Source organism: Chitinophaga rupis, assembly GCF_900109685.1.
Taxonomy (GTDB): Bacteria; Bacteroidota; Bacteroidia; order Chitinophagales; family Chitinophagaceae; genus Chitinophaga; species Chitinophaga rupis.
Window position 1 is genome coordinate 59,521 of sequence record NZ_FOBB01000001.1, and the last position, 15,896, is coordinate 75,416.

Here is a 15,896-nt window from a genome sequence, read left to right on the forward strand (position 1 = left end):
ACTAAAAGAATGTAAAAGTAAAATGCTGTGAACATTTTACATCCTTTTAGTCAGCCTCATAGTTTATTCTTTGATCAGTAACCACATTTGTCCGTTAATATTATCCCCTGTGGGGTATTGGCGGCTAATGGCGGCAGTTACATTCTCACGGTTCAGGTCAAACTCATTTTCAGGATACATCCAGCGTTTGGGTACCTGGTGGTTGTTAAGCACACCGGCGCCGGATACATCAAACACGGGGAAGCCTGTACGCCGTTGCTCATAAAAGGGCAGCCAGCCGGTGTTCACAAAACAGGCAATGTATTTTTGTGTAATAATGGCTTTCAGCTCCTGCCCTGCCTGCAGCTGTACAGCCGGTTGGGCCAGGTAGGCGGTGATGGCGTCCGGCGTTGTTTTATAGAACTCCTGAGAGGCCTGTATACCTTTCTTATAATAATCGCTGGCGCTGCCACTGATCCAGCCGCGCACCACCGCTTCTGCCAGTATGAACTGCAGCTCTGCATATCCCATAGCGGTGCTGGCCTCATTCACGGGGTCATGGTAGTAACGCTCATCTATTTTAGATGCCTGCCCCGCTGCTACCCGGGTAGAGTTCTCGTCAATAGTAGCGCTGCCCATAACACCACCGTAGGCATTAAAATCATCATCTGCCAGCCCGGAATGGATGGGCGCTTTAGCTGCCATACGGAACAAACGCGGATCTTTTAACCCTTTCAGCATGTTCACAAAAGTTTCCTCCATGTAATAAGCGGTTTGCAGACCGTTGTTGTTAAAGAAGGGATAACGGTCATCCTGCAGGTCATAGAACACCAGCTGTGCGTTGTCGGCATTACCGGTAAATAAAGGATACTGCGCCGGGTTGTTCACTATTTCACTGAACCGTTGTTTGATATTCAGCTTTGTGTTGCCTTCTTTCTGGGAAAGCATGATGAGCACCCGCAGGCTGAAACTGTTGATCAGCTGTTTCCACTGTTTAATGGTGCCTTTGTACACTATATCGCCCTGTATGGTGCCTGCATCGTCCGTCAGCGCACTGTTGGCTTCTTTCAGCTGGTCCAGCACTTTCAGGAAAATATCCTCCTGCTTATCATAGGCTGGTGTAAAATTTTTCTCGTTGCCCTGTAATGCTTCGCTGTAGGGCACATCGCCAAAAGTCAGGGTAAGACGCATAATAAAATAGGCCCTGAAAAATTTGGCTAATGCCAGGTACACCGGCTTATTTACCCGCTGGGCTTCTATTTCCATCTGCACTACCTGGCGCAGGTTATCATAATCGCCATACCCTGAGCGCTGCCAGCCGTAGTACTGGTTATTATCTACCCCGTCCGTATAGGCCATCTGGCGCGATGCCAGCGCAGCGGACAGGCTTATCTCATTAAAAGCATCGATCTCTATACCGGTAAGCAGCAGGTCCGGTGAGGCCTGCGTGGTTTTGTTGGGATCTGTCTGGAAAGCCTCAAACTTCTTACAGCTCACCAAACCGGTTATAAGCAGCAGGTTAATAACTACAAATATCTTTCGCATACTTTACTTGCTTTGATGATCAGAATTTAAAATTCACATTGAAACCCATGCTGCGCATAGAGGGTGTTTGCAGGTCATCTACCCCGGTATCCGGATCTACATTTGGCAGCTTGGCAAACAGCAGCAGGTTACGGCCTATCAGGGCTACGGAAGCGGAACGGAAGAAGGTGCCTTTGATCCATTTTTCCGGTACCTGCCAGGTCAGGTTCACTTCCCGCAGCTTTAAGAAGGTTTCTGAATAGTAATTGTAACGGGTGTTGGCAGCGTTGCTGGTGTTCACCATATAATCAATATAGTTCACGGCTTTGGTGTTGGGTGCAAACTTGCGGCTGTCGCTAACAATATTGCCTGCCCCATCATACTGGATATCACCGCCGGTTACTACTACACCCTGGCCAACATAGGTGGCCTGCCCTGCATTAGCATCATCGCGGAACTGGTTTACTGTGCCGGGGTGCGTACCACCCCACCACATTTTCTGATTGGTGGTGGAGTAGATCAATCCGCCAATGCGCCCATCTACCAGGAAACGCAGCGAAAAATTCTTATACCGGAATGTATTTTCCACACCGTACACCCAATCCGGATCGTCGTTACCTACATATCGCGTAAAGGGATCATCTTTCGGAAAACCATTGGTCTGATATACAATATTGCCCTGCGGGTCTTTTTCATATACGGATGCAAAGATGCGGTCAACCCGGTCTCCTGCCTTCAGCTTACCCAGCACAGCTTCATTATTGAAAATGGCCTGCAGGTAACGGTGATAGCTGCTGAAATTCACCAGCACATCCCAGCTAAAATTCTTGCTGCGTACAGGGGTGCCCGTTAACACAAACTCTATACCCTTGCGTAAATACTTATTACCATTTTCCCGGCGGGAGGTGTAACCGCTGGTACCGGATACATTGATGTTCACAATATTATTGTAATCCTGTATACGGTAGTAGGTAGCATCAAAGCCCAAACGGTTGCCGAACCACTTCATTTCCAGGCCGGCTTCCCAGGAGGCAGAGGTGCGGGGCTTCAGATCAGGGTTCTGCAGCGCGCCGCCGTAAGTGAGCGAGGGCGTGCCATTCCACTTAATGCCCCGGTCATAAGCGGGCAGGTAATTGTAGGTATAGTTATTATCCGAATCCAGCAAACCGCTGGACACTTTTGACCAGGAGCCGCGTGCTTTCAGGTAAGAGAACCAGTGCGGCAGCTTTACCAGCTCAGACACGAGTATGGAGCCGGATACGGAAGGATAAAAGAACGTATTGTTGCTTACCGGCAGGGTGGATATTTTATCGGTACGGCCGGTGAGCGTCAGGTAAAACGCTCCTAAATATTCCAGGTCCACAAAACCATAGGCGCTGCTGGTACGCCTTTCTTCCAGCCCATTGGTACCCTGTACCGGGTTGGTTGAGTTGCTGAGGTTATAGAATTGGGGTATTGACAGCCCATCTGTATTAGACGACTGGTACCGGTAATTGCGGTAGTAGTTGGAGCCGCCTAATTCCGCATGTACTGCAAAGTCTTTGCTGAAGGTATGCTCATACCGCAAAATGAGGTCTGTAACAATGTCGATATAATTACCGCTGCTCACATAAAAGTTACCGCGGGATTTATCGCTGTAACGCACATAACTCTTAGGCTCCTTTACATTGGAGGTTAAACCATAGCTGTTAACACCTGTACGGAATTTAGCACTAAAATCCTTATTGAACGTATAGTTCAGGGCCATAGAGCCAAACGTATTGTCCTTATAATAACCGTTCAGCAGCTCATATGCCTGGAAGTAAGGATTGTTATACCACGACTGGTTATAGTGTTTTTGCTGAATGCCTTCCTGGCCTGGCTGCCAGTAGTTGCGCAGGTCGCGGATATCTACATCAGCGCCAGTCCATAAAACCAGGTTATACAGGTAGTTACCGGGGCCGTAGCCTACTTCCGGGTAATTATCAGTGTACTGGCGGTTATAAGTGATGCGTGCATCCACATTCAGCCGGTCAGTTAAATTGTAGTCACCTGATAAGCTGAAGGAGCTGTTGTTCAGATCCGTATTTGGTACCACTCCCATTTGATAAATATGAGAGGCTGATGCCCGGAAATTACCTTTATCACTGCCTTTGGTAACACTGATGTTGTTAGTGGAGATAATGCCTGTTCTGAAAAAATTCTTCACATTATCCTTACCGCGGGCTATAAAGGGCAGCGGCACCCGCTGGTTGGTATTGGGATCTATAGGACTGTTATACTGCGGTGTTTCCCAATAACCACTGGGCGTGCTTGGATCGGGCTGATCCAGCTTAGGACCCCAGATCCAGCCGGAACCCTCTGTGCCACCGCCGGAACCATCCACATACGCATATTTGCCTTTATAGCCATTGCCATAAGTGCTTTGGACTTTGGGTATGCGTATAAAAGAGGGTTGGAACATGGTAGAGGAATTAAATTCCACTGCCAGGTCTTTACCCTTACCACGTTTGGTAGTGATCATAATAGCGCCGTACTGCCCTATGGAGCCGTATAATGCAGAAGCAGTGGGGCCTTTCAGCACGTTAATGCTTTCCACATCATCCGGGTTCACCTTCCACATATCTGCCTGCTGATCGGGAATACCATCAATTACCATCAGGGGTTTTTGTCCTCTGAGGGAGATGCCTGCATCCCGGAAAAGGTCTGTAGAGCTGCGGATGGTAAGGCCGGCCACACGGCCGGTTAAGGAGCTAACCAAGTTGGGTTCCCTGGCCTGCGTCATACTTTCACCTTTCACCTCCTGCACCGCGTATCCCAGTGATTTCTTTTCTTTTTGTATACCCAGGGCGGTTACTACCACCTCATTCAGGCCCGATACATCGGGCTGTAATGCCAGGTTAATGGTGGTTTGCCCGCCAACCGTGATCTCCACAGGTTTGTAGCCCATAAAGTTCACCACTAATATATCCGTAGCAGCTACCTGGGGTATGGAAAAATGCCCGTTAGCATCTGTAACGGCGCCTTTGGTTTTCCCTTTAACGGTAATGGTTACGCCGGGTAACGGCGTGCCGGTAGTAGCGTCGGTAATATTGCCGCTTACTGTTACCTGCTGTTCGGCTGTTTGCTCACCGGCTATGCTGTGTATGGCGTAGTAGTTGCCATACACCAGCTCACTGGTTAACCCTAAGGGGTGCAGCAGCTGTGGCAGGGCGGTTTGCAGCTCCTCCTGCGTTACTTTACGGTAAATGGCGTCGCTTACGGTTTTGCCGTACAGGAGATTGCTGTTGTAGTTAAATTTTACTTTGTGCGTGTTTTCCAGCTGCAGTAACACTGCTTCCAGCGGGTGCAAAAGCCGGGAGTTCGCTGTGCCGGCCTTTGCCATCATATTCTGCTGTGCATAGATGGGGTTCAAACAACAACCCAATGCATACAAAATAATAATGCCTGTTACTACTCTTTTTATAAGTAGCGTTTTGTGCATAACCATATTTTTTTCCGATGAAGAATGTTGGCAGGCAAATAGATCAGTGAGCCGGCCGGATCACTACTTGCCCGTTTGTTTTATTGACCCTGATATCAAGCGATCTTTCAAGAATAGATAAAAGCAGCTCGAGGTTGCCTGCAGGCGCGGTGCCTGTAAATTGCAGCCTGCTAAGCTCCGGTGCAGTGAATACCACCTGCACGCCAAAGTGACGTTGTATTAACCCTGCAATTTCCTGCAGGCTGGTCTGGTGGAAGGTAAGTACATGATCCTTCCAGCCGGTGAGCACCAGGGTGTCTGCTGCCTGTTTCTGCAAGCTTTGTGCGCCCCCATGGTATACCGCCATTTCGCCGGGCAACAGCAGCATGGGGCTGTTGTTGGCAGCCTTTACGCTTACCCGTCCGCTGTTCAGTACTACCTGTATGCTACTATCATTATGTGTTATATTAAACCGGGTGCCCAATACGGCTACTTCTAAGCCCTGGCCTGCATGTACGGTGAACTGTGCAGCGGCGGGGGCTATTTCAAAAAAGGCTTCGCCCTGCAACCATACCTCACGCGCATTGCTGCGCTGCATGTTACTATCGTATTTCAGCTCAGAGTTAGCATTCAGGTGAATGGCGCTGCCATCCGGCAGGGTAATGGTGCGCATTTGAGCATAGGGTGTGCGCACACTTACCCACTGTGCATGCGGGCGGTACCACCATAATGTGGTGGCTACCAGGCCCAATACCACGGCAGCAGCGGCCACCCAACGGATTATCAGCGGCCGGTAGTTACGGCGTATCGGCAATACAGGCGTTTCCAGGATGTTCTCGAGCATACGCTCTGCAGCAGCTGTTTCCAGCACCGGCAGGGTGATTACTGCCATCAGCTCTTCCGGATCAGGCAGCGCTGCGGCATCCTCATTTTCCTGCAACCAGGCTACCAGCAGGGCTTTTTCCTCCGCTGTACAGGTGCCTTGCGCATGTTTTATGAACAGTTCTCTGATATCCATTTTGTATTAATACAATCCGGCGGTTAAAAGGGACGATCCTGGTTGAAAATTTTTTTCAGGCGCCTGCATGCAGCATTACCTGGCAGCTGGTGATAATGAGCAGGGGCACAATCATGTCGTGGCTGTCGTAATGGGTATGGAATTGTGTACGCAGGAAACGGCTGGCTTTTGTGATCTGGTCTTTTACCGTGTTCTTGGATAAACCCAGCTTGCTGGCAATTTCTTCGTGGGAAAGGCCGTCAATGCGGCTCATGGAGTAGATCAACCTTCTTTGTGGCGGCAGCTGTTCCAGCGCCTGATTATTCCAGCGCTGCAGCTCTGCCAGGGAAATAGCTTCTTCTGTAGTATTGAGCGAGGCAGGCTGGCGGTAAAAAATGGCCTGACGCAGGTTTTCGTCCAGGGCGGCTTTTTTCAATAAGTTAAATACCGTGTGTTTGGTAGCTGTATAGAGATAAGATTTGATGGAAAGCTCTTCTTTCAGCTGCAGGCGGTTGATCCACAGCTTCATGAATACCTCCTGCACTACTTCTTCTGCCAGCTCCGGGGACCGGCACAGCTTACAGGCATAGCCGAACAGCGGATCCTTTACTGCGTAAAACAGATCTCTGAAAGCGGCTGCATTCCCTTCCCTTATTTTTGGTACATATTCCTGCATGTACAGAGGTATCAAATTACAAACGCCAAAGGTCGGAAATGACCTTTACCGGAGTATTAAGGTAGTATTAAATTTAGGTAAATATGCTGAAAGCAGAAAGCGGAAGGCAGAAAGGTTAAAGCAGGGCCATATATCATAAAAGCAATTAGCATAGATGCCTGGCCGTATTGCTTTTGGCTTTACGCTTTCAGCACTCTGACCATTGCTTCTGCTTTCAGTAAACATTCTTCCCACTCTTTTTCAGGGTCGCTGTAAAAGGTAATGGCTGAGCCAGTGGGAAAGGAAAGGTGGCGGGTAGCTGCGTTGTAGAGGATACTGCGGATCACTACATTCAGATCCAGATCACCGGAGGGGGTAATGTATCCTACAGCGCCGGAGAATAACCCGCGGCGGACAGGCTCATACTGGTCAATAAGCTGCATGACCTTTAATTTGGGGGCGCCGGTCATAGATCCCATTGGGAAAGCATGCTGCAGCACTGTTGTAAAAGGCATGTTATTTTCACGTATAGCCTTTACCGTGGAGATCATGTGGTGTACATGCGCAAAAGAGTAAATGCCAAACAGCTCCTCCACCTGCACACTTCCCGGCATAGCAGTATGCGCCAGGTCATTACGCACCAGGTCCACTACCATTACATTTTCCGCGCGTTCCTTGGGGCTTTGGAATAACGTGCTGCGGGCCTGCTCATCCAAAGCTGCATTCTCCAAACGGCGGGTAGTGCCTTTAATGGGCTGGGATATAATGTTGTTACCCTGCTGCTGTAAGAACCGTTCGGGGCTGGAGCATAACAGGTACTGATCTTTTACCCTGTAATAAGCAGCAAAGGGGGCGGGCGATAAACGGTTCAGCTGGTCAAACAACGTTAAGGGATGTACGCTAATGTCCGGTATAAAATTATCCCGGCAAAAATTCACTTCATAACAATCTCCGCGGTGTATATGATCCTGCAGGGCTTTTACCGTTTCCATGTACGCAGCCCGGTGCAGGCGGCTTTGGGGCTGCGTGGCAGCTATGGTACTCCGTTGTGCGGCTATGTGCGCAGGCATTTGCAGGCAGGCGTTGTAAATTTCGCGGGCCTGCTGCGCTGTAAGATCCACTCCTCCTATCTGCACCTGGTGCGGTTGTAACAACATTACTATCCGTGGCCTGAAAAAATACAGGTCGGGGAAAGCAATGCCGTTATCACGGGCGGCGCTATACGGAATGGGAGTATGGGAGGTTTCCTGCTTCAGGTCATAGGCTAAGTGACCAAACAGCCAGTCCTGGCAGGTATCATGGAATTGCTGCAGTGCGGTAAGCGCGTTACCGGCAGGCAGCGCAATGTATTCTATTGCTTCAGTTGCCAGCAGCGCTTCGTAGCGGTTATACGGTGAGGGGTAATCATTGTTGTCCAAAAAACAACAAATGTTGAACCGGTTAGACCAATTCAACATTTGCCGTTTAAAAACTTTATGATCGACTACTGGAAAATCGTGAAATATCCTGATAATGGTTTGTTTTAACGCTTAGAAATCGTCATCGTCATCATCAAAGCCACCCCTGTCGTTAAACAGGTCCATGTCTTTGAACTCATCATCAAAACCCAGATCATCGTCATCGTCGCCGGTTTTCTTACCCGGGCGGCCACGGCGTGCTTTAGGCTTAGGTATATCAAACTCTTCGAAGTCAGGATCATAGTCTTCATCCTGTTCTCCTTTTTCCCATGCATCATCATCGTCATCGGTTGCGTCATCATCGTCATCTATATCGTCATCGTCATCATCTTTACTCTTTTTGGAGGCCGGCTTATCTGATTTCTTTGCAGCAGCAGACTTCTTCGGAGTTTCCTCGTCATCATCGTCTTCGTCCTCGTCATCTACTTCTTTCTTAGGTTTGGCGGCAGCCTTAGGAGTCCCTTTGGTTGGCTTGGGAGAAGTAGGTTTCTTGTTCTCTTTTTCGTTATCAGATTTCGATTTCATAATAGGTTCACTTATTTCTTTAGCGTAAAGTTTTAACAGTTTTTTTTATTCGCCAAATTTTTTTTCTTCTCTTTTTTTTGTACTTTTTTAAGTTTTATTGCTCCAGTATCTGATCCCGTCCAGGCCCGTTGGAAACGTATTTCACAGGTACCTTCAGGTAAGCTTCCACTTCCTTAACAAATGCTTTCATTTCCGCCGGTAACTCGTTGTAAAACTTACTGTTGGCAGCTGCTTCATCACTCCAGCCGGCGTACTTTTCCCATACTGGTTTCACATCCAGGCTGGTTAACTGAAACGGCATTTCCCTTGTTTTAGTACCATTTACTTCATAAGCGGTACAAGCGTACACTTCGTCAAATGCATCCAGCACATCACTTTTGGTCATTACCAGCTGGGTTACACCACTTAACATGCAGGTATAATCCAGGGCTACCAGGTCTATCCATCCGCAACGGCGGGGGCGGCCGGTGGTAGCGCCAAATTCGCGGCCTATTTCGCGCAGCTTTTCGCCAGTGGCATCATGCAGCTCCGTTGGGAACGGACCGCCACCTACGCGGGTGCAATAGGCCTTTGTAACGCCTATTACTTCCTGGATCCATTTAGGTGCTATACCCAAACCGGTACATACGCCGGCAGAAATGGTGTTGGAGGATGTTACGAAGGGGTATGTTCCAAAATCCACATCCAGCATGCTGCCCTGCGCACCTTCTGCCAGCACTTTTTTACCGGCTTTCAGCTTCTCATTCAGAAAATATTCTCCGTTTACAATATTCATTTTCTTCAGCAGCTCAACTGCGGCAAAAAAGTCTTTTTCCCAATTAATGATGTCCTGGCTGATATCGTCCTGGGTATCGTAGCCGGCCAGCAGATGCAGGTGCTTCTGCTTCAGCTTTTCGTACTTCTCTTTAAAGTCAGGCAACATTACATCGCCCACGCGCAGCCCGTTACGGCCGGTTTTATCCATATAAGCCGGGCCTATGCCTTTAAGCGTAGAACCGATCTTTTCACTGCCTTTAGCTATTTCAGATGCTTTATCCAGCGCCCGGTGTGTGGGTACTATGAGGTGCGTTCTTTCTGCAATAAATAAATTCTCCTGCAGGTTTACGCCTAATGCGGTTACCTTTTCACATTCCATGCGGAAGGTTACGGGGTCCAGCACTACGCCATTACCAATGAGGTTCACGGTGTTTTTGTGGAACACCCCGGAAGGAATGGTGTGCAGCACCACCTTCTGATCATTGATATATAAAGTATGACCAGCGTTCGGCCCACCCTGGAAGCGGGCTATCACGTCATATTTACCTGCAAAATAGTCCACAATCTTCCCCTTGCCTTCATCTCCCCATTGCAGGCCTAACAAAACATCTACCATAATTTGTGTAAGTTTAGAAAAGAAGTGGCAAAATTAAGGCGAAATATGAAGATTTAGAGAATTTTCTCGAAGTCCATGGTCCATAGTCGATGGTCCATAGCCTTTATCAGCCAGGCAAGTATTGCGGGGCATGCTGATAGTAGTTTGCATAATACCATTACGGGTATATTTTCCCTGCGGTATATACCATGGACCATCAACTATGGACCATGGACTACAAACTAACTACTGCTCCTCCTCCAGCCGGTTCACAGACTGAATGCCATCCAGGCGCTTCAGGCGGTCTACCAGCTCATCCAGCTCCTCTTTATCGTGTACGTATACTTTGATCAGCCCTTCAAACAAACCTTCCCGTGATTCAATGGTAAGGGCAGAAATATTCACTTTCAGCTCACCGGATATAATGTTGGTGATCTTGTGGATCACTCCCACGTCATCCATCCCAATGATCCGTACGCCGGTCAGGAAGGATATTTCACGGTTCTTCACCCACTTGGTCTTTACCACGCGGTGGCCGTAGTTGGCCAGCAATTGTGCGGCATTGGGGCAGTTGGTGCGGTGTATCTTCAGTCCTTCACTGGCAGTTATAAAGCCAAATACATCATCGCCGGGTATTGGGCGGCAGCAATTGGCCAGCTTATAGGCGATCTTGTCAGAACTTTCCCCGAAGATGATCAGCTCTGCATCTTTCTTGGAAGGCCCCTGATGTTTCAGATGCTCTTCCGGCTGATGCTGGTGCTCCGGCTGTTTTACCGGCTTAGGCGGTTCCAGCTTATCACCCAGTACGGTGAACTGTTTCAGCTCCTTCAGATCAATGTTCCTGATGGCGATCTGATAGTACAGGTCCAGCGGGGAGGGTTGTTTATAGAACTGCACCAGCTCATTAATGTTATGCTGGCTGGCGGATATTTTCTGATGATCCAGCTTACGTTCCAGCTGGGCTTTACCATCCATGGCTATTTGCCGCTTTTCCTCCTTCAGCGCATCTTTGATCTTGGACTTGGCTTTGGCGGTAAGCACAAAGTTCAGCCAGTCTTCTGATGGTTTTTGTTTGTTGGAGGTAATGATCTCCACCTGGTCGCCGCTGCGCAGCTTGTGGCTCAGGGGTACCAGCTTGTAGTTCACCTTGGCGCCTATACACTTGTTGCCAATGGCGCTGTGTATGGCATAGGCAAAGTCCAGGGAGGTGGAGCCTACGGGTAGTATCTTCAGATCGCCCTTGGGCGTGTATACATAGATCTCTTCGGTGAACAGGTTGCTCTTAAAATCGGCCAGGAAGTCCAGTGTATTGGAATCGGGGTTGTTGAGTATTTCCCGGATCTGGGTAAACCACTGATCAAATTTAGATTCCTGGCTGGCAGGGCTCTGGTTGCCTTCCTTATAACGCCAGTGCGCTGCCAGGCCTTTTTCCGCATAGTCGTTCATGCGTTTGGAGCGTATCTGCACCTCCACCCATTTACCCTGGGGGCCCATTACTGTTACGTGCAGCGCCTCATATCCATTGGATTTGGGGTTGCTAAGCCAGTCGCGGGTACGTTCCGGGCTGGGGTGGTAAAAGTCCGTGATAATGGAATATACCTTCCAGCAATCAGCCTTTTCCTTTTCCAGGGGGGAGTTCATGATAATGCGGATGGCAAACAGGTCATATACCTCTTCAAAGGCTACGCCTTTGGTTTTGATCTTATTGTAAATGGAGTGAATGGATTTGGGGCGGCCATAGATCTCAAAGTCAAACCCCTCTTCCTGCAGCACCTCCTTAATAGGCTTAATGAATTCGTTGATATACCGGGTGCGTTCCCGCTTGGTTTCCTTTAGCTTTTTGGCAATATCGCGATAGGTTTGCTGCTCCGTATATTTCATGGCCAGGTCCTCCATCTCTGACTTGATGTTATACAAGCCAAGGCGGTGAGCCAGCGGGGAATAAATAAATACGGTTTCAGAAGCTATTTTCAGCTGTTTTTCCCGGCTCATGCTGTCCAGGGTACGCATGTTATGCATACGGTCTGCCAGCTTGATCAGGATCACGCGGGGATCATCTGCCAGGGTAAGCAGGATCTTCTTGAAATTTTCTGCCTGTGCGGTGCTGGTGCTGGAATCTATAACGGTAGAGATCTTGGTGAGGCCGTCTACAATATGAGCGATCTCGCTGCCGAACTCGCGTTCCACGTCTTCCAGGGTTACTTCAGTATCTTCTACGGTATCATGTAATAATGCACATATAGCCGAACGTACGCCCAGACCTATTTCTTCCACGCATATCTGGGCTACTGCCAGCGGGTGCAGGATGTAGGGTTCCCCGGATTTACGCCGCATATCCTTGTGTGCATCTGCCGCCATTTCAAAGGCGGTACGCACCAGCTCCCGGTCGCCTTTCTTCAACCTGGGTTTCAAAGCCCTCAATAATGCGCGGTAATGGCGGACGATCTCCTTTTTCTCCTGTTCCTCGTCTAAATTATATTTTTGTACTACCACTGTTTCCATCTGCACTAAAGTTACGATTTTATGCAATACGATTACCCGCCGCCTGCGGCGGTTTTAATTAATAATTAAGAATGAATAATTAATAATCATGGAGGCTGGCTTTACGTTGAAATGCCGGTGACCACGATCATTAATCCTTCATTATTCATATTAATTACAAGGGCTGTCCCAGCCTGCACTTCTGCAGTACTTCCCAGGAGGAGCCGTTATGGCGCATAAAATAAAGGTTATTGACCTTAAAGGAGATGTTGAAAGGGCGGTGCTCATATTCCGGCCAGGCCGCTTCGAGCTGGGGTGCTGTAAGATCGTTAAAGGCTACGGTAACGTGCGGTCTAAACGTGTCGCGGGCCAGCATCCTGCTAAAACCGAACTCCCGGCGCAGAAAAGTTACCAGCTCTTTATGGATGTTCATTATAGCCGGCTCCTGCGCTACTTTTATATACAGGATGCGTTGTGCTTTGAACAAAGAGGTACCAAAACCATTTAAGGTCACTTCAAAGGGCTGGGCGCTGGCGGCAAATTCGGCTAAACCGGCGGTCAGTGTTTTTTCCAGGAAGGGATCGGCGGTAAAGGGCACCTGCAGGGTAATATGTGGCAATACCTTCAGCGCAAAGCGCGCGCCGTAATGTTCCGCAAATTCCTGTTTCAGGCGAATGATCTCTTTGCCTGCTTCTGCGGTGGGTAAAAGGGCTATGAAATAGATCTTTTTCTCCTGCCTGGGCGGTTTGTTGAATCGTCTTTTGGGTGCAGGCCGGTTGTTGCCCTGGTTAAACCGGTTGCCCCGGTTATAACTATTTCCAAAGTCCCTGTTGCCACCATAACCACCTTGTGAAGATGGACGGTTCTGTACCACCCGTGGACGGTGGGGTTGTTCTCCTCTTTCAAAGTTCATACAAAAAATATTGGGTTTAACACCTGTATGTTAAGTGTATAGGTATTAGTGCTCTTTATGATCTTCCTGTTGTCCCTTATGATTTTCCTGCTCTGGGAGGTTTAAACGAAATCCTACATTGTGCAATGTTTCCAGCTGTATTTGCGGATCGGCCCGGAAATGTTTTCGCATGCGGGTAATAAAAACGTCCATGCTGCGGCCACTGAAAAAGCCCTCTTTGCCCCAAACGTTCAGCAGGATCTCTTCCCGCCTCAGGATCTGGTTGGCGTTTTCTTTAAAATAACGGATCAGGGCTACTTCCCTTGGGGTAATTACGCCTATGCGCACACCATTTTCATCTCTTACCTGCAGGCTTTCCGAGTTAAAAGTTAATTTGCCTAAAGTAAATTCATTCTGTTCATTATGGGCCCGGGGTAAGGTCCTTTTTAAAAATACTTTGATCCTTGCCACCAGCTCATCGATGCTGAATGGTTTGGTAATATAATCATCGCCGCCCAGGCGGAATCCTTCCAGGCGGTCTTCGTCCAGCTTGCGGGAGGTAATAAAAAGAATAGGGATCAGCCCGTTTTTTTTCCTTATTTCCTGTGCCAGGGTAAATCCATCTTTCTTCGGCATCATCACATCCAGCAGGATCAGGTCAAAGTCCTCTTTCTGAAATTTCTTCCAGGCTATTTCACCATCAAAACAAAGTACTACGTCAAACCCCTTTGATTCAAGATGCTTTTTGACGACGCCACCAAACTGGTAGTCATCATCAACCAGCAATATTTTTGCGATACGATTCATCTTTAAATTAACAATGGGGATATGGTTAAAGCTTTATGGTTATAAGGTTCTTCGCTTCACTATGCAGGGGATAGTAACACCTGCAATATTGTTAATTTATTGTTGCCATCGCGTTAATAATTCGTTATTCCAAGTAATTTTTTAACAGCCATTAAAATCGAATTAACTAATTGAAATGCGCTTTTACAATAATTATATTATCATATCATGCGCATTCCAATCATTAGGCTTCCTAACTATTAAGATACATGATCTATACGGATGGCTACTGCATGCTGCCAGGGTTTCCCCTGCACAGCGGCGGGGAGGCTGATCTCTACCACCTCTCCTGTTTTCTTCCAGCTTAGCTTTTCTTTAGCGCCCAGCATTACCATCTTAGCTCCTTTGGCAGGTGTAAGGCCTTTAAAGGAAATGGTGGCCGGCAGCTTCTCGTTCTCACCCAGCAGGTATATTGCATATACACTGCCATCTTTTTTAGTGGTAAAACATACCTTGCCGTCTTTATAGGGGGCTATTGCGCGGGTGCCATAGATAGCGTCTCCATTCACCTGCATCCATAAACCGATATTATGCATAGTGGTATAGGCAGCGTCATGTAATTCCCCATCCGGACCGGGGCCAACATTCAACAGATAGTTACCGCCTTTGGCCACAATGTCTACAAGATTGTGAATAATAGTGTTTACGGATTTGTAATGATCATCCGGCACATAAGACCAGGAGCCGGCCATCGTCATACAGGTTTCCCAGGGATAGCTCAGCGGCTTTTCCGGGATCTGCTGCTCCGGCGTACGGTAATTTTCAAAAGGGCCGTGCACACTGCGGTCTACTACTATAAGACCCGGCTGGTGCTGGCGAGCCATTTTGGCAATACCCTCCATATCTATATCCTGGTTCTGCGGAGGTGTTTTAAGCCAGGAAAGTGACTCCGCGGTTTGTGTTTTCCGGGGACGTACCCAGCCCCCATCCAGCCAAAGGATATCCAGCTTGCCATACCCGGTCATCAGCTCCTCTATCTGGTCATAGGTATATTTCTTAAACTTGTTCCAGCGCTCGGGATATTTGGTAATATCATAGTTCACATTACGGTCTTTAGGCGGGAAGTAAGACCACCAGTAATATTCTGTATGCCAGTCGGGTTTAGAGAAATAAGCCCCGGCATGAATACCCTGCGCACGGAATGCTTCAAACACCTCTTTGGCTATATTGGAACGGGGATCTTTACTAAAGGCACATTGGGGGCCGGTTACGCGGTAGTCCGTTTGTTTGGTATCAAACATACAGAAGCCATCATGGTGCTTGGTGGTGAACACCAGGTACTTCATACCGGCATCTTTAGCGGCTTTGGCCCATTTGGAGGGGTCAAACTTCACCGGGTTAAAGGTATTGCCCAGCTCCTCGTATTTTTTCAGGTACTCAAAGTAGGGAATGCCGTATGGCTTGCGCTGGGTAAAACCTTCATCTTCCGGGCAAATGCTCCAGGATTCTACTACCCCCCATTGAGAGTAAGGCCCCCAGTGCATGAGCAGGCCAAACTTCCAGTCCTGCCATTCATCCAGCTTTTGCAGTACGGCCGGATCTGTTTCAGGTACATAAGGCGGCTCCGCATGCTGCTCCTGGGCCTGTGCGGTGAACAGCGCCAACAGGGCGGCGGCCGTGATCCATAATTTGCGCATGATAATATTTGTGGTGTGAGTGATAGGTATATGATTTGGGGAACAAAATAACAAATATTAGCACTATTCCCTTACAGTTCTTTAACTGTTTTGTGTAGCATATTACCTCC

At 48.4% G+C, this 15,896-nt stretch carries 11 protein-coding genes; all 11 read right to left on the reverse strand.

Features of this window, described 5'->3' with window-relative positions; all coding sequences use genetic code 11:
* Nucleotides 1-63: 63 nt before the first annotated feature.
* Nucleotides 64-1,524, reverse strand: coding sequence for a SusD/RagB family nutrient-binding outer membrane lipoprotein (locus BMZ54_RS00250; RefSeq protein ID WP_089906162.1), 1,461 nt, complete (start codon nucleotides 1,522-1,524; stop codon nucleotides 64-66).
* Nucleotides 1,525-1,543: 19 nt separating this feature from the next.
* Nucleotides 1,544-4,966, reverse strand: coding sequence for a SusC/RagA family TonB-linked outer membrane protein (locus BMZ54_RS00255; protein ID WP_238386438.1), 3,423 nt, complete (start codon nucleotides 4,964-4,966; stop codon nucleotides 1,544-1,546).
* Nucleotides 4,967-5,009: 43 nt separating this feature from the next.
* On the reverse strand, nucleotides 5,010-5,963 hold the full coding sequence (locus BMZ54_RS00260; protein ID WP_089906164.1) for a FecR family protein: 954 nt from the start codon (nucleotides 5,961-5,963) through the stop codon (nucleotides 5,010-5,012).
* A 55-nt stretch (nucleotides 5,964-6,018) separates the two neighbouring features.
* Nucleotides 6,019-6,618 carry an RNA polymerase sigma-70 factor gene (locus BMZ54_RS00265; RefSeq protein WP_089906165.1) on the reverse strand — a complete coding sequence of 200 codons (600 nt, stop codon included), beginning with the start codon at nucleotides 6,616-6,618 and terminating at the stop codon, nucleotides 6,019-6,021.
* A gap of 179 nt (nucleotides 6,619-6,797) precedes the next feature.
* Nucleotides 6,798-8,015: an anthranilate synthase component I family protein gene (locus BMZ54_RS00270; RefSeq protein WP_238386439.1), complete on the reverse strand. Its 1,218-nt coding sequence runs from the start codon at nucleotides 8,013-8,015 to the stop codon at nucleotides 6,798-6,800.
* A 111-nt stretch (nucleotides 8,016-8,126) separates the two neighbouring features.
* Entirely contained in the window at nucleotides 8,127-8,579 is a 453-nt protein-coding gene (locus BMZ54_RS00275; RefSeq protein ID WP_089906167.1) for a hypothetical protein, read from the reverse strand.
* Between the two features lie 94 nt (nucleotides 8,580-8,673).
* Entirely contained in the window at nucleotides 8,674-9,951 is a 1,278-nt protein-coding gene (locus BMZ54_RS00280; RefSeq protein WP_089906168.1) for an adenylosuccinate synthase, read from the reverse strand.
* A gap of 225 nt (nucleotides 9,952-10,176) precedes the next feature.
* The gene (locus BMZ54_RS00285; RefSeq protein ID WP_089908123.1) at nucleotides 10,177-12,432 is read right to left on the reverse strand and encodes a RelA/SpoT family protein; all 2,256 of its coding nucleotides are present in this window, start codon (nucleotides 12,430-12,432) and stop codon (nucleotides 10,177-10,179) included.
* A gap of 154 nt (nucleotides 12,433-12,586) precedes the next feature.
* Complete coding sequence (locus tag BMZ54_RS00290) at nucleotides 12,587-13,324, reverse strand: 2'-5' RNA ligase family protein (protein WP_089906169.1); 738 nt, start codon at nucleotides 13,322-13,324, stop codon at nucleotides 12,587-12,589.
* Between the two features lie 45 nt (nucleotides 13,325-13,369).
* Nucleotides 13,370-14,110 (reverse strand): response regulator transcription factor, encoded by a 741-nt coding sequence (locus BMZ54_RS00295; RefSeq protein ID WP_089906170.1) that lies wholly within the window; start codon nucleotides 14,108-14,110, stop codon nucleotides 13,370-13,372.
* Nucleotides 14,111-14,349: 239 nt separating this feature from the next.
* On the reverse strand, nucleotides 14,350-15,786 hold the full coding sequence (locus BMZ54_RS00300; RefSeq protein WP_089906171.1) for an alpha-L-fucosidase: 1,437 nt from the start codon (nucleotides 15,784-15,786) through the stop codon (nucleotides 14,350-14,352).
* Nucleotides 15,787-15,896: the final 110 nt, after the last annotated feature.